Source organism: Pelagerythrobacter rhizovicinus (assembly GCF_004135625.1).
Lineage (GTDB): Bacteria > Pseudomonadota > Alphaproteobacteria > Sphingomonadales > Sphingomonadaceae > Pelagerythrobacter > Pelagerythrobacter rhizovicinus.
Genome location: NZ_SDPV01000002.1, coordinates 1,125,458 through 1,145,065 on the forward strand (window position 1 = coordinate 1,125,458; position 19,608 = coordinate 1,145,065).

19 protein-coding genes are annotated in these 19,608 nt (G+C 64.1%); 7 read left to right on the forward strand and 12 right to left on the reverse strand.

Going from position 1 to position 19,608, the window contains the following annotated elements; translation table 11 throughout:
* Positions 1-9: 9 nt before the first annotated feature.
* Positions 10-810 (reverse strand): crotonase/enoyl-CoA hydratase family protein, encoded by an 801-nt coding sequence (locus tag ETX26_RS13250; RefSeq protein ID WP_129525123.1) that lies wholly within the window; start codon positions 808-810, stop codon positions 10-12.
* Between the two features lie 221 nt (positions 811-1,031).
* Here ETX26_RS13250 and ETX26_RS13255 point away from each other — a divergent pair, with 221 nt between their 5' ends.
* From ETX26_RS13255 to ETX26_RS13280, 6 genes are all read left to right on the forward strand, one after another.
* Positions 1,032-1,898, forward strand: coding sequence for an enoyl-CoA hydratase-related protein (locus ETX26_RS13255; protein ID WP_225425780.1), 867 nt, complete (start codon positions 1,032-1,034; stop codon positions 1,896-1,898).
* 538 nt (positions 1,899-2,436) lie between these two features.
* Complete coding sequence (locus tag ETX26_RS13260) at positions 2,437-3,282, forward strand: SDR family NAD(P)-dependent oxidoreductase (RefSeq protein WP_129525125.1); 846 nt, start codon at positions 2,437-2,439, stop codon at positions 3,280-3,282.
* Between the two features lie 108 nt (positions 3,283-3,390).
* Positions 3,391-5,820 (forward strand): TonB-dependent receptor, encoded by a 2,430-nt coding sequence (locus ETX26_RS13265; RefSeq protein ID WP_129525126.1) that lies wholly within the window; start codon positions 3,391-3,393, stop codon positions 5,818-5,820.
* An 82-nt stretch (positions 5,821-5,902) separates the two neighbouring features.
* Positions 5,903-7,171, forward strand: coding sequence for a spinster family MFS transporter (locus tag ETX26_RS13270; RefSeq protein ID WP_225425781.1), 1,269 nt, complete (start codon positions 5,903-5,905; stop codon positions 7,169-7,171).
* Positions 7,168-7,929 (forward strand): SDR family NAD(P)-dependent oxidoreductase, encoded by a 762-nt coding sequence (locus ETX26_RS13275; RefSeq protein WP_129525128.1) that lies wholly within the window; start codon positions 7,168-7,170, stop codon positions 7,927-7,929. The genes ETX26_RS13270 and ETX26_RS13275 overlap by 4 nt, the downstream gene beginning before the upstream one ends.
* Positions 7,930-7,983: 54 nt before the next feature.
* The gene (locus tag ETX26_RS13280) at positions 7,984-8,691 is read left to right on the forward strand and encodes a GntR family transcriptional regulator (RefSeq protein ID WP_129525129.1); all 708 of its coding nucleotides are present in this window, start codon (positions 7,984-7,986) and stop codon (positions 8,689-8,691) included.
* A 32-nt stretch (positions 8,692-8,723) separates the two neighbouring features.
* Here the strand turns inward: ETX26_RS13280 and ETX26_RS13285 are convergent, their stop codons facing one another.
* The 3 genes from ETX26_RS13285 to ETX26_RS13295 are packed head-to-tail and all read right to left on the reverse strand — an operon-like array spanning position 8,724 to position 11,807.
* Positions 8,724-9,113, reverse strand: coding sequence for a nuclear transport factor 2 family protein (locus ETX26_RS13285; protein ID WP_129525130.1), 390 nt, complete (start codon positions 9,111-9,113; stop codon positions 8,724-8,726).
* 40 nt (positions 9,114-9,153) lie between these two features.
* Positions 9,154-10,857 carry a class I adenylate-forming enzyme family protein gene (locus ETX26_RS13290; protein ID WP_129525131.1) on the reverse strand — a complete coding sequence of 568 codons (1,704 nt, stop codon included), beginning with the start codon at positions 10,855-10,857 and terminating at the stop codon, positions 9,154-9,156.
* A complete protein-coding gene (locus ETX26_RS13295; protein ID WP_225425782.1) occupies positions 10,854-11,807 on the reverse strand; it encodes a phosphotransferase family protein in 954 nt (317 codons plus the stop codon). Before ETX26_RS13295 ends, ETX26_RS13290 begins: the two co-directional genes overlap by 4 nt.
* Before the next feature lie 550 nt (positions 11,808-12,357).
* Between ETX26_RS13295 and ETX26_RS13300 the strand changes: the two genes are divergently transcribed.
* Positions 12,358-13,518, forward strand: coding sequence for a CaiB/BaiF CoA transferase family protein (locus ETX26_RS13300; protein WP_129525133.1), 1,161 nt, complete (start codon positions 12,358-12,360; stop codon positions 13,516-13,518).
* Between the two features lie 29 nt (positions 13,519-13,547).
* Here ETX26_RS13300 and ETX26_RS13305 read toward each other — a convergent pair whose 3' ends face one another.
* Genes ETX26_RS13305 through ETX26_RS13340 form a run of 8 tightly spaced genes read right to left on the reverse strand, consistent with a single transcriptional unit; the run spans position 13,548 to position 19,552 of the window.
* On the reverse strand, positions 13,548-14,486 hold the full coding sequence (locus tag ETX26_RS13305) for a hydroxymethylglutaryl-CoA lyase (RefSeq protein ID WP_225425783.1): 939 nt from the start codon (positions 14,484-14,486) through the stop codon (positions 13,548-13,550).
* Entirely contained in the window at positions 14,452-15,606 is a 1,155-nt protein-coding gene (locus ETX26_RS13310; protein WP_129525134.1) for an acyl-CoA dehydrogenase family protein, read from the reverse strand. Before ETX26_RS13310 ends, ETX26_RS13305 begins: the two co-directional genes overlap by 35 nt.
* Entirely contained in the window at positions 15,603-16,409 is an 807-nt protein-coding gene (locus ETX26_RS13315) for an acyl-CoA dehydrogenase family protein (protein ID WP_129525135.1), read from the reverse strand. The genes ETX26_RS13310 and ETX26_RS13315 overlap by 4 nt, the downstream gene beginning before the upstream one ends.
* Positions 16,410-16,450: 41 nt before the next feature.
* Positions 16,451-16,873 carry a GlcG/HbpS family heme-binding protein gene (locus tag ETX26_RS13320; protein WP_129525136.1) on the reverse strand — a complete coding sequence of 141 codons (423 nt, stop codon included), beginning with the start codon at positions 16,871-16,873 and terminating at the stop codon, positions 16,451-16,453.
* 43 nt (positions 16,874-16,916) lie between these two features.
* A complete protein-coding gene (locus ETX26_RS13325; RefSeq protein ID WP_165271776.1) occupies positions 16,917-17,894 on the reverse strand; it encodes an alpha-ketoacid dehydrogenase subunit beta in 978 nt (325 codons plus the stop codon).
* Positions 17,894-18,874 (reverse strand): thiamine pyrophosphate-dependent dehydrogenase E1 component subunit alpha, encoded by a 981-nt coding sequence (locus ETX26_RS13330; RefSeq protein WP_129525137.1) that lies wholly within the window; start codon positions 18,872-18,874, stop codon positions 17,894-17,896. The genes ETX26_RS13325 and ETX26_RS13330 overlap by 1 nt, the downstream gene beginning before the upstream one ends.
* A gap of 1 nt (position 18,875) precedes the next feature.
* Entirely contained in the window at positions 18,876-19,115 is a 240-nt protein-coding gene (locus tag ETX26_RS13335; RefSeq protein WP_129525138.1) for a biotin/lipoyl-containing protein, read from the reverse strand.
* A 38-nt stretch (positions 19,116-19,153) separates the two neighbouring features.
* A complete protein-coding gene (locus ETX26_RS13340; RefSeq protein WP_129525139.1) occupies positions 19,154-19,552 on the reverse strand; it encodes a nuclear transport factor 2 family protein in 399 nt (132 codons plus the stop codon).
* Positions 19,553-19,608: the final 56 nt, after the last annotated feature.

Below are 19,608 nucleotides of genomic sequence, written 5' to 3' on the forward strand. Positions count from 1 at the left end.
TTCGTGAAATCAGTTACCGGTGAACGTCGGCTTGCGCCGCTCGAGGAAGGCGGCGACCGCCTCCTCGTGATCCCGCGTTTCGTGGACCACCGCCTGCAGCGCGGCCGAGAGATTGAGCACCGTGCCCAGCGAGGCGTCCTGCGCCTCCCGCAGTAGGCGCTTGGTCAGCCGCACGGCGCGCGGCGGATTGGCCGCGATCTCGTCGGCAAGCTCGCGCGCGACAGGCATCAGTTCGTCGGGCTCGACCACCTTGGTCACCAGCCCCCAGTCGAGCGCCGCCGCGGCATCGATCATTCGCCCGGTCAGCGCCAGCTCGGTGGCGCGGGGCCAGCCAATCACCCGCGGCAGGAGCCAGGCTCCGCCGTCGCCCGGCACCAGGCCGACGCGCACGAAGCTTTCCGCAAAGCGCGCGGTCTGCGACGCAATGCGAATGTCGCACATGCAGGCGAGGTCGCAGCCGGCGCCAACCGCCGGGCCGTTCACCGCGGCGATGACCGGCACTTCGAGCTGCTGAAAGGCGAGCGGCAGGCGCTGGATGCCGTCGCGATAATTGCGCACCGTGGCGACCGGCTGCTCGCCCCGCAGGCCGAGGCCCGGCTTCATTTTCGACAGATCTCCGCCCGAGGAGAATGCCGAGCCGGCGCCCGTCAGGATGACGGCGCGAACCGCAGGATCGCCATCCGCTTCCTGCAGCGCGTCGACAAGAGCGTCGACCATCGCGTTGTCGGAAATTGGATTGCGCGCTTCCGGGAGGTTGAGCGTGATCGTCACGACCGTGCCATCTCGCTCCGTGAGTAAGTGCTTCGCCATTCCGATCCCTTTGCCTCCACAAGCCGCGCCACCCCACTTATTGCATGCAAACAGTGCTGACAAGAGAGGTGGAGGCACGTTACCCCGTCCGCACAGACGACGGCGAGGTGCATAGGTAAATTCCTTGCGCTGAGAAGGAATGTGCTGGGGTGGGCGCTCGCGAGAGACTCGACAATCTCACTCGCCGGCTACATAGCTTGCATGCAATTATGGAGAGGGATGTGTTCGAAACGATCGAGTACGAAGCGGGCGACGGCATCGCAACGATCCGGTTGAACCGGCCCGAGAAACGCAACGCGTACAACACGCGGATGATGAATGAGTTGCTTGGCGCATTCGACCGATCCGACGCCGACGACGATATCGGCGCGGTTATTCTCACCGGCAGCGGAGACGTGTTCTGCGCCGGAGCCGATCTCTCCGGCGGCGCCAACACCTTTGCGCAGCTCGGCGACGACCCCGAGCGTGCTGCACTGCGCCACGGAGATTTGTGGCGCGATGGCGGCGGCGTCGCTTCCTTGCGCATTTTCGAAAGTCTGAAACCGGTGGTCGCGGCGGTCAACGGTCCGGCGATCGGCGTGGGGGCCACGATGATCCTCGCCTGCGATGTGCGGATCGCCAGCAATACTGCGCGTTTCGGCTATGTCTTCACGCAACGCGGGTTGGTGCCGGAGGCGGCTTCATCGTGGTTCCTGCCGCGCGTCGTCGGTCTTTCGCGTGCGCTCGAGTGGACGATGGGCGCGTGTATCGTGCCGGTCGACGAGGCGCTGGATGCAGGCCTGATCCGCGAGACATGCACGCGTGACGATCTCATTCCTCGCGCCCGCGCAATCGCCGGGCGATTTCTTTCCGGATCCCCGGTCGCCACGGCCCTGACGCGGCAGATGATGTGGCGCATGGCCGGCGCCGACCATCCAATGGAGGCGCACCGCATCGACAGTCGCGCCATCGCCGCCCTGCGTGCGGCGCCCGACACGCTGGAGGCGGTCGCCGCATTCCTGGAGAAACGCGAGGCCGACTTCACAAGCAAAGTGTCTGACGGTGTGCCGGACATATGGCCCGATGGAGCCGGCCCGAGATTCTACTGATCCCTCCGTTCCCGAGTCACGGGCACGCGACCTCGCGCCCCTTGCAAAGTCCGCACGGCGGGTTGTCGACAGCGGCGAGTGCGCATCGTCGCACGCGCGGAACCCGGGTCCTACAGATCTGCAGGGCCGGTCGGAGCCGGATGCGGGCTCGCGGCAGGTATCGGCGCCAGGGCCTGCACCCCCACCCCGCCGACACCAGAGTGCAACAGCATTGCATGCTATATTATGCTCCGTGCGGACTTCGCGTAGCTGCTGCATCCGGCTTTGGGTCAATATTATCCATTGTTATATAGAGATTTTTCCTGAGATGCAGAAGGCAGGCCGATAAGGTCAGAAGTTATCTTGCATGCAATTCTATGGTGAGATAGGTTGCGCAGCATGGCCATCGTCAGAATGGCCGGTGAACTGGGATGAGTCGAAGAATGTGCTTCCGGCAATCATCTGATCCAGCGCTCACGATGGGTTCTGTCCATCTTGAACTTGATGGATATGGCTTGCCGCGAAGCCATGCGATCGTGGCGGGCGGAACTCTGGCGTGATGCAGCGTTACGAAGGGAAAGTCGCCGTAGTGACGGGCGCGGGTCGTGCCGGAGGCATTGGCGAAGCCATCGCGCGCCGCATCACGAGCGAAGGCGGGCGCGTTGCCGTCCTAGATCTTTGCCGCGACAGGCCCGAGGTGCCGCGCGAGAGCTTCGGCAGCTTCGAATCTCTCCAATCGGTCGCTGATTCGCTCGCCAAAGATGGCGAAAGGGGATTGGCGGTCCGCTGCGATGTGACCGACGAGGATCAAGTCGCGAGCGCCATGGCGGAGGTCCAACGCGTCCTGGGCGGTATCGACGTACTTTTCGCGAACGCCGGTGGCGGAACGGGCGCAGGCCCGGTCGACCAGACGCCCGTGGCAGAGCTCGACCGGTCCGCCTGGGATTACACAGTCGAACTCAGTCTGACGTCGGTCTTTCTTTGCGCAAAACACGCAATTCCGGTTCTTCGCGGGCGTGGCGGAGGTGCGATCGTCAGCACCACCTCGATCAGCGCCTACCACGGCGTGTCTGGGCTTTCCGCGTATGCCTCGGCCAAATACGCAGTCACCGCTCTCACGCGCGATCTTGCGATGGAGTTGGCCGCCGATGGCATCCGCGTGAATGCGTTCGCCCCCGGCATTACGCTGACTCCTTACGTCCGCCAGCGATACGAGGCTCTTGCTGCGCAGGATCCCCTCGCGACGCCGCAGGAACTCCTGGATAGCTTCGTCTCGACCCGCATCCCATTGGGACGAGCCGCAGAACCGCGAGAGATGGCCGCCGTCGCCGCGTTTCTTGGCAGCGAGGATGCCAGCTTCATGACGGGGCAGACACTGTTCGTGGACGGCGGAATGCGTGTTTGAGCCGGCGAGCGAGCGCGAATGCCGGGCTCACATCGATGCAACAGGATCACAACGGGCTGCAGGGCAATCGACGATATCGACGAGTGAACGTTTCGAGGGAGGATTGAGGTGAAGACAGGCAAACAGATCGCGCTCTTGGCCGGAGTAGGCCTCGCCGCTTTGGCGGCCCCAGCGGTAGCGCAGGAAGCACCCGATGAGTCCGCCGCAGTGGCGGACGACCCGGCTTCGAGCGACGACGATGTGCCGGTGCCGGGCGAAATCATCGTCACGGCCCAGCGCAGGGAACAGTCGCAACAGGACGTGCCGATTTCGATTTCGGTCGTTTCCGCCAAGGCGCTTGAGCAGAGCAATCTCACCACTGTGGCGGACATCCAGTTCCTCTCGCCCGGCGTGAACTACAACGCCAACTTCGGCGGCGGCTTCAACGTTCGCGGCGTGGGCACGCAGTCTCTGCTGATGTCGGCGGAGCAATCGGTGGCCCTCGTCATCGATGACGTTATCCAGGGCCTTCCCGAAGTCTCCTTTGCGGGGCCGAGCTATCAGTCGCTGGTGGACATCGAACGTATCGAGGTGCTCAAGGGACCGCAGGGTACTCTGTTCGGCAAGAACAGCTCGGCGGGGGTGATCCAGATCATCACTGCAAATCCGGAGATTGGCGTACGCTCTCTCGAAGGTTCGCTTTCCTACGGCACGAAGAATGAGTTGAATGCGGAGTCGGTTCTCAACCTGCCGCTCGGCAGCACCGCCGCCCTGAGGATCGCGGGAGGGCTTCAGCGCCGGGACGGCTTCGTGCCCGACCTCTACAGCGGCGAAGATCGCTGGGCCTATCAGCGTTACTCCTTGCGCGGAAAGCTCCTGTGGGAACCCACAGATGACCTCAGTATCTTGCTGAATGCCGAATATCGCCACCTGACCGACAACGCCAACGGCCTGTGGACCTTCCGCAACTGCGGCAGCGGCTTCGGTGCATTTGATCCCTGCGCCACCGTGGAGCCCTATGGGATCGAGGCGGGGCCGGAGAATCTCGAGGTCGCCACCGATGGAAACAGCTATACGAAGCAGGAGGCCTATTCCTTCAGCGGCCGCATTGACTACGATATTGGCAACGCCACGCTGACCTCGATCACCGCTTACCGGGATCTCCTGCAACCGATTTCGCTCGACACCGACGCAACGCCGGCCGCGATCTATTCGCGAAACGAGAATGTCTCGGGCGGGACGCAGTTCACTCAGGAGCTGCGGCTCAATGGTGAAGCGGGCATCCTCAACTATACCGTTGGCGGCTTTTATTACGACGCGCGCCCTTATCAGAAGGGCATGAACGGCGGCACCCTGGGTTACCTTCCCGATGATTCGCCGATCCTCCTTTCGCTGAATGCCATCGGGCCGTATTCGGGCCAAGGATACGGCTCCTGGGTGAAGGCGAAGATCAAGAGCTACGCCCTGTTCGGGCAGCTGGAGGCGGAGGTTGTCCCCGGCCTTACGTTCATAGCCGGCGGCCGCTACACCAACGACGACGTCCGGCAGACGATCGATTACTTCGATGTGCCCTGGCTGTGCCGCGCGGCCTATGCCTTCGGCCAACCGTGCCATGGCATGGACCTGCCTCTGTCATCGGGCGAGGCGCAGGTGAAGGCCGACAAGTTCACCTACAAGCTTACCGCGAAGTACGACATTACGCCGGCGGTCAACATCTACGCGACCTACGCCACGGGCTACAAAGGCCCGATGATTTCGCACCCGGCGAACCAGCCTCAGCTGCTACTTCGTCCCGAGCTCTCGAAATCGTACGAGGTCGGGCTCAAGGCGGAGCTGTTTGCGAGAGCGCTCGCCTTCAACCTTGCCCTCTTCAAGGTCGACTACGATGACTTCCAGGGCCAGCAGCGTGTCGGCGTTGCGCCGACGTTCTACTACACCACCACCAATGCCGGCGGCCTGCAGACCAAGGGCGTGGAAGCCGATCTGACCTGGCGTGCGGCGCCGGGCCTCACCCTGGCGGGCAACGTCTCGTATATTCCGACAAAGTTCACCGAGTTCGCCGTGCAATGCTACGACCGCTACACCAATCCTGCGACCACGCCGGGTGAGTGCAACTATGTCCAGCCCGGCCTGCCTGCCGACGCGCCGCCGCAGTTCAACGCCGCCGGCTATCCGCTGATTTATTCGCCGAAGTGGACCTGGGGAGCGACCGCCAACTACGAGGCATATGTCGGCGAAGGGCTCTCTTTCGACGTCGGTGCCTCGTACAGCTATCGCAGCAGTAGCTACGGAGTGGTTGCCGATCCGAACAGCATCAACCCGGGATACGGACTGCTCAACGGCCAGATGAGCATAGGAGATTCGGACGATCGCTGGCGGGTGGCGCTGTTCGCGCGGAATCTGCTCGACAAGCATTTCGTCGCGGGAATATTCCGTACGCCGCTGGACTCCGGGACCGATAACTCGACCCCGCTGTCGACGATTGGATATTCGAACATCCCCGCGCTGGATTCGAGCCGGACCGTTGGCATCAAGTTCAGCTATTCCTTTGGCGAGTGAACCGGGCATATCGCCGGCTGTTCTGCAAACCGGAACGGCCGGCAACCGGGCAAGAACGGGTGCCGGATGGATGCTCGGCCTGTTGACAACGGGCTATGGGCTCAACTTGCTCGATCGCCAGATCATCAACATTCTAGCGGAACCGATCAAGCGCGACCTCGGGCTGGCGGACTGGCAGCTCGGGGCCTTGAGCGGTCTGTCGTTCGCCCTGCTTTACAGCGTCGCTGCGTTGCCGATCGCCCGATATGCGGATCGGGCCAACAGGGCGCGAATCGTCGGGGTGGCGATCCTGACATGGAGCGTTTTCACTGCTCTTACCGCGACGGCCACGAGTTTCGTGCAGATGCTGCTCTTCCGGCTCGGAGTAGGCGTCGGGGAAGCAGGCGGAGCCCCGCCTTCCCAGTCGCTCATAGCAGACCGCTTCCCCCCGGAGCGGCGCTCGGGTGCACTCGCCGTCTTCGCCTTGGGCGCCCCGGTGGGCGCTGCCGTCGGCCTGATCGGCGGGGGCCTGCTCGAAGGCGTGATCGGATGGCGATGGACCATGGTCTGCGCGGGGATCCCGGGCGTGATCATTGGCGCCCTGGTCCTCTTCACCTTGCGCGATAGTCGCTCCGGGAAGGTCCGCGGTGCCGGACCGACCGCGGAAATACCGAGCCTCACGGCGGCGCTGAAAATGCTGCTTTCACGGCGCACCTTCACGCTCATTGCGTTCGCGGGCGCCCTGCTAAGTTTCTGCAACTACGGGGCAATGGCCTTTGCGGGATCCTACTATCTCCGCCTCCATTCAGCGGAGCTTGCCGAGATCGGGGCTTTGGTGGGTCAGCAACCGCTTGGCGTGATCGGACTTGGCCTGGGGATATTCGGTGCGACCGGTGGCGCACTGGGCGCGCTGGTCGGAGGGCGCCTGGGGGATCGGTTCGGCAGCAGCAGTCTCAGGGCGCTGGTGCTGATCCCCGCCGTCGGCTCGATACTGGGCACGATCAGTTATGCCGTGATGTTCACTGTCCCCAGCGCCGCGATATCGCTCGCGGTGTTCGCGATCGCCGCATTCTTCACGAGCGTCTGGTACGGGCCAGGCACGCTGGCCATGCAGCGGCTGGCTGGTGCCGATGCCAAGGCCACGGCGCTTGCCGTCGCGCTATTCATCAACAGCGCCGTGGGGCTGAGCTTCGGGCCGCTGCTGATGGGATTCGCCAGCGACCTGCTCACCCCAAGCATGGGCGAAGGGGAGGGACTTCGCGCAGGAATTCTCATCGGACTGGTTGGCGGCGTCGCTTCCGGTCTCCTCTACTGGCTGGCGAGTCGCTCGATCGACCGGGAGATCGCGGAAGTCGAGGGAGCGTCGGAATGAAGATCGAGGGGCGTGGATTCATCGTCGCAGGAGGCGGATCCGGGCTCGGGCTGGCGACTGCGCGCGGTTTGCGGGAGGCTGGCGCTCAAGTGGGCGTGCTCGACCTGAAACGTGGCGAATGGGACGGCCCGTGCGCCACGGCCGATGTGGCCGACCAGGCCGAAGTGGAGCAGGCCATCGACACGCTCATCAGCGAAATCGGCGAGCTTCGCGGCCTGCTCAACACGACGGGCATGGGGCACTCCGGCCTCTCGGTCGGTCCGGGGCGGAAAGTAACCGCTGCGGGGTTTCGCCGCGTACTGGAGGTCAACACGCTCGGCAGCTTCATTCTGGCTCAGGCTGCGGCCGAACGCATGATCGGGTCCCGGTCGGATGAACACGGTGAGCGCGGGGTGATCGTATCGACCTCTTCGATCGTCGCCTTCGAAGGGCAGATCGGTACCGCAGCCTATGCTGCGGCCAAAGGCGGCATCAACGCGATGACCCTGCCGCTCGCGCGGGAGTTCGGGCGGTACGGGATAAGAGTGATTACGATCGCACCCGGAATTTTCGAGACGCCGATGTTCTCGCAGGCACGTGGGCCCATGGTGGATTGGCTGCGCGAGCAGGTTGTCTATCCGGGCCGACCCGGTGAAGCTGTTGAATTCGCGGAAATGGTGGCGCATATCGTACGCAATCGGATGCTGAATGGAACTGTCATCCGGCTGGATGGCGCCTATCGCGTCCCACAGGGCCGGCATGACTGGTGGGTCGATTGACACGAGGCGAGCTGTATCGTCGCGATACCGGCGCAAGGGGTGGGGATTCGACTTTTGGTAAAAGCCGTCGACATTGCATACGAAACGATCCGTGACGGGATACGGAACGGCACATACCCGCCTGGATCGCATCTTACCGCACAAGCGCTGGCCGAAGCGTCGGGCTTCAGCCGGACCCCTGTGCGCGAGGCGATGCGCCGCCTCCATGCCGAGGCGCTTATCCAGTTCATCCCTAACCGGGGCGCCTTCGTCGCGACCTGGAGCAGACGCGAGATCGAGCAGATCTACGATCTGCGCATCCTCCTCGAGAGCTTTGCCGCGCGCGAGGCGGCGCTGCACATTTCCGACGAGCAACTCGCCCGATTGCGTGAGATCGCGCAACAAATGCACGCGATCACGCAAAGGGACGATCCCGACATCGAGAAGGTAACGGACCTAAACGACGAATTTCACAAGCTCGTTCTCGACGCGAGCGGCAACGTACGGCTGCGGGACTTGCTCGGTAGTATCGTCGAAATTCCGCTGGTTCTCAATACGTTCCGTTCATACTCCCTTGAACAGATTCGGCGCTCCTCGACCCAGCATCTCGAGCTTGCCGACGCGTTTTCCGCGCGCGAGCCTGATTGGGCGGCGGCGATCATGACAGCCCACATTCGCTCGGCGCGCCAGACCCTCATGTCGAAGTCGGACGCTGCTGAATCGTCGGCGGATCCGGGACAAACCGGGCTGGTGGACGTAACGAGCAAGGATCAGATCGGCTAGGCGCAGCGCTCGCGGATGGGCCTCGCGTCCGTTCACGATCGCTTGTGCGCCATTGCCTCTGTGGCCGCGGAATCGTGGTAGGCGTCCATTCGCTCGATGCGTCCGTCAACAACGATACAGACGCAGCAGCACATGTCGCGAATCGTCCGGCCATCTGGCATGGTCACGACCAGCGTATGTTGCTGTACGAAGCCCTCCGCTGTCGGACTCCGGCGAATTTCCTCGTAGCGGAACTCCAATGCGCCGGTGCGGATCGCACCGAGATTGCGTATCGTGGTTGCAACGTCGGTGAAGGCATCGTCGGTGTTGTGCCAGACGAGCGCCCCCGGCGCGAAAATCTGATGCAGGTCTTCTAGGTTTCCGTGCTCGACCGCGTCGAACAGCCGCTGCCCCGCTGCGAGTGCCGCATTGTTCTCCACCATGATGATCCTCCGCTTTCGCTGTTCGTAGCCGCAGCCGTGGTCATTCAGCCGCAGACAGCATCGCCGTGCGCAGCTCGCGCTTGATAACCTTGCCGGCTGCGTTGCGCGGCAGGGGCCTCCTCCTTATCTGGATCCGCTCGGGGACCTTGAAGGCCGGAAGACAGGTGGCGAGGTGTTCACGCACCTCCGCCTCCGTCACAGGAGCGCCCGCGCGAACCGTGACGGCGGCGGCGACCGTCTCGCCCATCACGCGGTCGGGCAGGCCGAAAACCGCACATTCGACCACGTGCGGAAGCCGCCCGATCGCCTCCTCTACCTCGGCGCAATAGACATTCTCACCGCCGCGGATCACCATGTCCTTCTTTCGGTCCTTGACGTAGAGGAACCCCTCCTCGTCCGCCGTCACGATGTCACCGGTACAATACCAGCCATCGTGGAGGACTGCGCGCGCCGCCCGCTCGTTGTTCCAGTAACCGCGGAACACCTGCGGGCCGCGGACCCACAGTTCGCCCGGCTCCCCCGGCGGGGCCGGGTCACCGTTGTCGTCTACGATCCGGATATCACAGCAGGGAACTGCGGTGCCGACGCTGCCGGGTCGCGCAAGCAGGTCCTCGTGACTGTTCGAGGCGACGAGGGACGATGTTTCGGTCGCGCCGTAGCCCTGGGCCGGGACTGCGCCGGGGAACCGGGACTGCACGCCTGCCGCAAGCCCGGCTGGGGCGGGCGAGCCGCCGTAGGTGACCGTGTGCACGGTTTTCAGCTCGGGCGTTCCTCCATGGGGAAGCCGCTCCAACAACTGCACGACCAGAGTGGGGACCAATATGAGGATGTGCACACCTTCGCGTTCGATCAGGTCGAGCGCTCGCTCGATATCCCATCGGTACATCAGAACCAGACGATTGCCCCTCGCAAGCGCCGGAACGAGCGCCGAATGCATGCCCGTCACGTGGAAAAGCGGGAGAGGCAATAGGACGACCTGCTGCATGGTCGCAGCAGGCGGGGGCCAGGTTTCACCACGACGCAGGGCAGCCCTGGCTGCGCGGTACTGAGTGTTGACGAGATTGGTCAGCGCTGCCCGATGAGTGCCAAGTACGCCCTTGGCTTCGCCGGTCGTTCCCGAGGTGAACGAGACAGTGGCCGGGTCGTCGGGCGCCAGTTCGCGGTCGGGGGCGGAGCGGTCGGGCAGCGCAAGCCAGCGATCGGTCGTTCCGACCAGGGTTTCGAAGGCGTTCTCGCCAGCGCCGTCACGGACCGTCACGAGTGCCGACTCGTGAATCTTGCCGCCCAGACGTTCCCGTCTCTCGCCGTCGACGACAGTGACCTTCGCACCACTCTTTCGGATCATCCTCGCGAGATTCTCGCCTGTTTCCCAAGCGTTCAGCGGCACGAAAATCGCACCGATCGCCATGGCCCCGAAGGCGCAGGCCGACCATTCGGGAAAGTTGCGCATGGCTATCGCCACACGGTCCCCTTTCGCAACGCCAAAGCGGTCGGCGAGAACACGGCCAAAGGCGCTGGCGGCGCGCCAATGCGCTTCGAAGGTTATACGCTCACCTTCGTAGACGAGGAACTCGGCGTCGCCGAAGCGGCGGCTGTCGTCCAGGACCTGCCGCATGTGTGCCGGCGCGTTCACGTAGATCCGCACCGTCTGTCCAGCGATCGTCTCCTCGCGCATTTCGAACGGCGCGCCGGGGGCCGTGAGGGACGAGCGCGCCTCTTCGATGGAGCACACCGGCCAGTTCATGCCGGCGCCCCAGCTCGGCGAGCATTCTCCCAGCCGGCGCGAGCGAGCGGTGCGACGCGGCTTTGCGCCGACAATGCCCTTTCATTGTTTGCCTGCCCCCTGACAGCGCGACCCGCGACTCCCTGCAAGATGGCGGCGAGGCGAAAGAGATTGAACGCGATGTACCAGTCGATCGGCCGATCCAGCACTCGGCCACTGGACGTCAGATAGCGATCGAGCGCGTCTTCCATCGTCGGAATGCCCGATGTCGCAAAATCGACTGTATCCATGGCGATACGCTCGTGCGGCGGCATGCGCCACATCATCAGGAAGTAGGTCAGGTCCGCGATGGGATCGCCAAGTGTGCACAGCTCCCAGTCGAGCAATGCGGCGATTTCCGGGCGATCGTGCTTTAGCACCATGTTGTCGATCCGGTAGTCGCCGTGAACGATCCGGGATGACGTGACTGGAGGCACGGTCTCGGCGAGCCAAGCGATCAGCTTCTCCATGTATTCGTCGTGCGGCGCCTCGGACGCGCGGTACTGCTTGGTCCAACGGCCGATCTGTCGAGCGAAATAGCTGCCCGGCTTCCCGAACGCGCCGAGCCCAATAGCGGCGGGATCGAAGCCGTGCAGGGCAACGAGCGCATCAACTTGCGCGTCGTAGATGGCCCGCCGCTCCGCGGGATCTTCCTCGGGAAGCTTCGGATCCCAGAGAATCCGGCCCTCCACCAGCTCCATCAGGAAGAAGGCCGATCCGATGACCGATTCATCCTCGCATAAGCCGTACGTGCGCGGGACTGGAAAGCCCTGTGGGCCGAGAGCTGCCATGACGGTGTATTCGCGCTCGATCGCGTGAGCCGAGTGCAGCAGCGCACCCGGAGGCTTGCGTCGCAGTACATAGTCTCGCCGACTCGAGCGGAGGCGAAATGTCGGATTGGATTGTCCGCCGGGGAACCGCTCGATCGCCACCGGGCCCTCGTGGTCGCCGATGTGCCGCGCCATCCATTGCTCCAGGCGGGATGCGGCCTGGCGATCGATGTCGCCCGCGCGGGGGAGTGCGGACGGACTGGCGGCGGGCTGCGATGGCATAAATCTCCTCTCTCCATCCGCGCAGAGAATCGGCCGCGGGCGCTGGCATGGACAAGAACCCTCTTGCCATTTGCATGCAATTTAGTCAAAACTTCTGGTATCGGCGCTGGTTGCGTATAGACATGCCGAGGTATCGATGTGCGCTGCGATGGATAGGGAACACCTTGCCGACCACTGCAAAAATCTCGTTATATCTTCGCTCTGCCGACTGGCGGCCCCTCGCGTGGGGATGCGATCGCACGCGTGTATCCGCTGCTTCGGAAGCAGGTGCATTTCAGGCGAGTTTGGAACAAACTGCATCCGATCTTGACCAAATGCTCGTCGAAGCGGTGCCTCGGCACGCGTCCCACTCGAAGCTGGACAAGACGGCAGATTCCCCACGGATCGGAGACATCGACGCACACATGGTGGCAAAGGCGGTACATTCAAATTGACGGAACAGACCGAAAGAGGGGGCGCGCTAGCAGGCGTACGAGTCGTCGAAGTAGGCCAGCTCATTGCTGGTCCCTTCTGCGGACAGCTGCTCGGCGACATGGGGGCCGAGGTGGTGAAGGTCGAACCGCCAGGGAGCGGCGATCCCATGCGCACCTGGGGGCAAGGCGACACGCCCACCTGGTGGCGTGTGATCGCGCGCAACAAGTATTCGGTGGCGGCGGATCTCCGGACCCCGCAAGGACAGGCACTCGCGCGCAAGCTGATCCTGAAAGCCGACATCCTGATCGAGAACTTCCGGCCCGGCACGCTCGAACGCTGGTCCCTCGATCCGGAGGACCTGCTGAAGCTCAACGAGCGGCTGATCGTCGTGCGGGTGTCGGGATACGGCCAGACCGGCCCTTATGCGAAGCGCGCGGGCTTTGGCGGCATTGCCGAGGCCATGGGCGGTTGGCGCAAGATCGTCGGCGAGCCCGACCGCCTGCCATCGCGCATGGGTATTTCAATCGGTGACAGCCTAGCGGCGACCTACGGCTGTATGGGCGCCCTGGCCGCCCTGCACGAGCGCCAAACGAGCGATAAAGGTCAGATCGTCGACGTAGCGCTTTACGAATCCGTGCTGCAGGTCATGGAAGGTCTGATTCCGGAATGGGCGGTGGCCGGACACAAGCGCGAACGTACCGGATCGCGACTGCCAGGTATTGCGCCGTCCAACGTCTATCGCTGTCGCGATGGCGAGTTCCTGATCGGGGCGAACCAGGACAGTGTTTTCGCCCGCCTCTGCGATGCGATGGGAAATCCGCAGCTGGCCAAGAATCCCCGCTATGCCGACCATGTTGCGCGTGGTCGGCATCAGGAAGAGCTCGACGATCTGATCAACGCCTGGACCGAACAATTCACAGTCGACGAACTCGAAGCAACAATGGTCGGCCACGGCGTGCCGGCCGGCCGGATTCTCGATGCCGAGGATATGCTTGCCGATCCGCATTTCGCTGCGCGCGATGCGATCGTGACCGTTGATGATCCCGAACTCGGCCCGACGCCCATGCAGGGCGCATTTCCCAAGCTGTCGCGGACGCCTTCGGGTGTTCGCCGTTCCGCTCCGCGCGAAGTGGGGCAGGACACCGACGAAATCAGGCGGCGCTGGCTGGGCGAATGAAGTCCAGACCTTCGTTGTGCCGGTGGGGCCTAGCGGTGCGCGTGATCCGCGCCGTGTGACATATGCGCTCGAACGAGGGCGCTAGCACGATCGCGCGACAGCTCACCGTTCAGCCAGATCGCGGTCGCGATGAGCCCGTCGAGATCGACTTCGACGTCGGCACTCAGCGCGTAGACGAGATCTTCCGTGGCAAGGTTTCCGGCCGCTCCTGGGGCGAAAGGACAGCCGCCCGTGCCTCCGATGGCCGCGTCGATAACGCTCGCGCCGCCGCGAATCGCCGCGAGCGCATTGGCCACCCCCATCCCGCGTGTGTCGTGCAGGTGAACACGGACCGGCAGCGGAGCGACCGCGTCGGTGACGAGGCGGGTCAGCGCTTCGACCTCGGCGGGCCGCGCGATGCCGATCGTATCGGCAAGGCCGATCTCGAGACTTCCCGCGTCCGCCAGGGAGGAGGCCATTGCAACGACCTTGTCCCGCGGGACCGATCCCTCGAAAGGGCAGCCCCAGGCGACGGCGATCATTGCATGCGCCTCGCGCTTTTCCGACTGGAGCAGGTTCAGAACGTCGCATGCTTCGGTCAGCGATTGCTCGCTGGTCTGGCGCTGGTTGCGCATCCCGAAGGTATCGGTTGCGACACAGACGAACCCGATTTCGTCGACCGCCGTATCAAGGGCCCGCAGGGCACCACGTTTGTTCAGCACCAGACCGATGTAACGAGCCGCGCCCGGCCGAAGCCTTGCGACGACCTCCTCGGCGCCGGCCATCTGCGGGACCGCGTCGGGCCTCACGAAGCTGGCGACCTCGATCCGGCGCATACCGGCCGAAATGGCGCGCTCGATCAGCGCGACCTTGGTGTCCACCGGCAGGATCGTCCGCTCGTTCTGCAGGCCGTCACGGGGGGAAACCTCGACAAGCTCGATCATGTCGATATCCTCAGCGAAGGCCCAGTTGCCGCGCGATGATGCCACGCAGGATCTCGCGCGTTCCGCCCCGCAGTGAGAAAGCGGGTGCGGCCATCATGGTATAGGCGAGTACTGCGGCGAAGTCGCTGGTGCTCCGGAGATCCGGTTCCTCATCGACGAGGCTGCGGGCGATATCGGGGAGTTCCTGTTCGAAGGTCGCACCAAGGTCCTTCACGATGGCCGCATGGGTTGTCGGATCGTCGCCCGCTTCCAGCAGCGCGGCAACGCCGCGCGACATCCTCCGCAAGGTCACCAGGTGTGCGAACAGGCGACCCACCGCGGCCTGTGCCGCCAGGCTCTCGCTGCCTCGCAACGCGCCGATCAGCTCGATCAGGAGCTGGATCGAAGATAGAAACCGTTCCGGTCCCGATCTTTCGTGGGCGAGTTCGCCCATGACCTGCGCCCAGCCTTGCCCCTCGGTGCCGAGAAGCGCATCGGGGGGCAGAACCGCGTCTTCGAAGTGGACTTCGTTGAAGTGATGCTGCCCCATCAGATCATGGATGGGCCGGACGGTGACGCCACTCGTCATCCGCATGTCAACGAGCAACTGGCTTGTGCCCTCGTGCCGGTCCGCCGGCGTACCTGAGGTTCGGCAAAACAGGATCATGTAATCGGCTTCGTGACCGTAAGTGGTCCAGAGCTTTGTGCCGTTCACCTTCCAGGAGCCATCGCCCTGCCGTTCCGCGCGGGCCCGGGTCGCGGCGAGGTCGGAACCGGCGTCGGGTTCGCTCATCCCGATGCAGAACACGCATTCTCCGGCTGCGATACGCGGCAGGATCGCGCGCTTCTGCGCCTCCGTGCCATGGCGCAGAAGCGTGGGGCCGCTCTGCCGGTCGGCGATCCAGTGCGCAGCGACGGGCGCGCCCGCTGCCAGGGTCTCCTCGACCACCACATAGCGTTCGAAGGCGCTGCGTTCGTGCCCGCCGTACTCCTTCGGCCATGTCATGCCCAGCCATCCGCGACGGCCCAGGGCGCGGCTGAATTCGCGGTCGAATCCGTTCCAGCTTTCGGCGCGTTCGAGCGGTGTTCGCGCCGCATTGGCGTCGGCGAGAAAGGCGCGAACCTCCGCGCGAAGGGTTTCTGCCGCTTCGCTCTCGACGGGCGGGGGGAAGGCCAATACGCTCATGCCCCCGTCACCGCGGGCCAGAAGGCATCGGGACCGGCGGCCAGAACCTCTCGGCCGACCTGACGCGTCCACCAGGTCTGCGTTCCGTACTCGTCGCGCCATCTCCAAAGCGAGGTCGTATAGAGATGGAGGCGATGTTCGCGCGCATAGCCGATGGCGCCATGCAACTGGTGGGCGATGGCGGCAGCCTTCGAACACGCCTCGCCGATTCGGGCCCGCGCGATGCCGATCGCCAAGGTCGCGGCCGCGCCGCCCCGCGCTAGCCGCGCCACCGCATGCTCGGCGGCCGCCTGACCGGCTGCGACCTCGCCTGCCAGTACGGCGAGCGAATGCTGGACGGCCTGGAACTTTGCCAGCGGGCGGCCGAACTGGCTGCGTTCCTGTACATGGGAAATGGTCATTACGAGGATCACGTCGAGCGCTCCGGCCATCTGCATGGCGCGGGCCAGTGCCGCCCGCTCCTTCTGCTCTGCGGTCAATTCTCCGAGTGTATCGATGGGGCCCTCGGCAGGGGCAGCGCCGCCCTGGGTCGCAAAGCGGTTGGCGAGCATGGTGTCGACCAGCGGCCAGGGCACCACATTGCGCCCGCAGATGCGCACCAGTTCGAAGGCCTCGGCGTCGGAAAGACCGAGCCCGCCCTGCGCCTCGCTCATCAGCGCGAAGGGCAGGCCCATCTCCTCGATCTGCCGCCATCCGTCCGCGCGCTCGCAGTCGGCCATTGGCCGGCCGGCGGAAACGCGTTCCGACAGATCGCTCAGCAGGCGCTGCGCGGATTCGAAGATTATCGAAGAGACATCATCCATGCGGGTGTATTCCGAGGGCGGTTGCAGCGCCGCCAGCAGCCTCAGTCGGCCAGCGCCGCCAGGGCGGCCTCGGCGACGGCCATGTCCTGTTCGTAGTGCCCGCCGCTTACGCCGATCGCGCCGATGACCTGATCGTTCTCGCTCACCGGGTAGCCGCCGCCGAACACGACCAGGCGCGGCGTGTGGACGATGCCGTGCAAGAGCGGCGGATCGTTTTTGATGAAGTCGTACCAGCCATGGCTGGGCATGCCGAAGCTGACGGCGGTGTACGCCTTGTTGGTTGCGATATCGACCGAGAGCAGCGCCGCACCGTCCATCCGGCGGAAGGCCTTGAGATTGCCCGACTCGTCGACAATCGAGATACACATCGGCACGCCCATTTCTTCCGCCTTGGCGGTCGCGGCGGCGATCAGCTTGTCGCTGGCCTCCTGCGTGATGGAGCGCTTTTCGATGCTGTTGGCCATGGGGTTCTCCTTGAACTTGCTGAGAGTGCGAAAGGTCGGTTGGTCAGGTGATTGCGCGAACGGCGTCGATGATGCGGTCCTTGCTGACGAAGAGCTGCTTTTCGAGCGCGGCGTTGTAAGGAACGTGGACTTGCGGTGCGGCAACGCGCTGGATCGGCTTCTTCAGGCTCTCGAAGCCCTCTTCCGACACCATCGCCGCGATTTCCGACGCGACGCTGCCCACCTTGTGCGAGTTGTCTGCGATGATCAGCCGACCGGTCTTTGCGACGGAAGCGAGGATCGTCTCCTTGTCGAGCGGCGCGATCGTGCGCAGGTCGATCACTTCGGCTTCGACCTCGTCCTTGGCCAACGCATCGGCGGCGGACAGCGCGTGCGGCAGACAGCCCGCAATGGAGACGATCGTGACATCGCTCCCCTCGCGCCGCACCGCGGCCTTGCCGATGGGTACGAGGAAATCCTCGTCGGTCGGGACCTCTTCCTTCTTGCCCCAAAGGTTGATGTCCTCGAAGATCACCACCGGGTCATCGTCGCGGATCGCCGACTTCAGCAGACCCTTGGCGTCGGACGCGGTTGACGGGGCCAGAACTTTCAGCCCGGGCGTGTTCATGAACAGCGGATAGGGGCGGTCGGCGTGCTGCGCCGCGGTGCGGTTGTTGTAGAACGTGCTCGTGCGCACGACGAGCGGCACCGCCAGTTGCGCCCCGGTCATGAACCGCAGCTTGGCCGCTTGGTTGATGATCTGGTCCGAGGCGAGATAGCAGAAGCTCGCGATCGTCAGGTCCACGACGGGGCGCAGGCCCGTCAGAGCCGCGCCGACGCCGACGCCGACGAAGCTGTTTTCCGAGATCGGCGTGTTGCGCAGCCGCTTCTCGTCGAATTCGTCGAACAGCGTCTGGGCGCCATAGACCGCAATGTCCTCGCCCATCAGGATCACGCGTTCGTCGCGGCGCATCTCCTCGCGCTGCGCTTCGACGATCGCCTGGAGGTAAGACAGTTTCTGGGTGGCGTTGCGTATGGTCATCAACGTCCTCCGTCGCCGGATGGTACACCGATCGGATTGACGTACATGCTGTCCCAAAGGTCACTTATCTCGGGCTCCGGGCTGGCCTTGGCGAATTCCACCGCCTCGTCGATGGTCTTGCGCACCTCCTCCTCGATCGCCTCGATCTCGGAAAGCAGGTCGCGCGATTGCAGGACGGCGCGATAGAGCGTGATCGGATCGCGCTCGTTGCGGTAGTGTTCGATCTCGTCCTTGCTGCGATACTCTATAGGAATCGCAAGGCGGTTCGAATGCTCGTCGAACCGATAGGTCTTGGCTTCGATTAGCGTCGGGCCCTCGCCGGCACGGGCACGTTCCACGGCCTCCAGTGTCACGGCGTGAACTGCTTCGGCATCCTGCCCGTCTACGACAACGCCCGGAATCCCGTAGCCGTCGGCCCGGCGTGCTATCTCGGGTTGCCCGTGCGATTTCGCGACCGGCGTCGTCACCGCATATCCGTTGTTCTCGCAGAAGTAGATGACCGGCAGCTTCCATACGGCGCCCATGTTCACGCTCTCGCTGAAGGTGCCCTGATTGACCGCGCCGTCGCCGAAGAAGCATAGGCTGACCTGATCGCTGCCGCGCACCTGGGCGCTTAACCCTGCGCCGGTCGCGAGTGGGAAGCCTCCGCCGACGATCGCGGATTCGCAGATCAGGCCCATCTTGGTATCGGTCAGGTGCATCGACCCGCCGAGCCCCTTGCAGATGCCGGTCCGCTTGCCGAAGATCTCTGCCATCAGTGGGCCGATCTCGGCACCCTTGCCGATCGGATGGCCGTGGGAGCGGTGGGTCCCGGTTACATAGTCGTCGTTGCGCAGCGCCATGCACGCACCGACGATCGCGCCCTCCTGCCCAATGCTCAGGTGGCCCACCGGATGGTGCGCGATGAGCGCTTCTTCGAACAGGCGAATGCGCAGCATCCGCCGGAACATCTCGAGCTGTTCGACACGGCCCAGCGACATGTCAGCCTTCCTCGATCGTGGCGATTTCGGTGCCGACGTCGACGGTCTCGTCGACCTGCACGGCGATCGATGCCAGCGTGCCGGACGCCGGGGACTCCACTTCCACGGTCGACTTCGCAGTCTCGACTTCCGCGATGACTTCGCCTGCCTCGACCCGGTCGCCGACGTTCTTGAGCCAACTGACGATCGTCGCTTCCGTCACGCCCATGCTGATGTTGGGAAGCTCCACGCTGACTGCCATGAAATTCGTCTCCGTTACCAATATGCGCCTGCGAAAGGTCAGCCCTTCCGGTAGAAGAAGTCCTCGGGATTGAAATTCATCCAGTAGCGCTGGACCCGGCCTTCCTCGTTGAATTCGAACTGCGAGGAACCGGGTGCGCTCACTGGTTGCCCGTCGAAGGACCCGTGGATCGTCCAACCGGTGGCTGCGAAGGGGGGATCGATGATCGTGCGTTCGACCACGCGGTGATAGTCGGCGAGCGCGCCGAACGCGCGGCGTTCGACTTCGCGTTCGCTCGCGCGGTCGGGCACATGGGCACCGTTGCGCCACCCCTCGACATCGGGCGCCATGATCTTGTCGATACCGGCGCTCACCTCCTCGACACTCGTGTGCGGGCGCGCGTTCTCGGTCTCGTTCAGATTGCGAAGCGCTTTCGCAATAGCTTCACGGGTGATCATTGCACTCTCCTTTTGCAGTGGTCGTGCGAGCGGGGTAGATGCGAATGCGAGGCGCG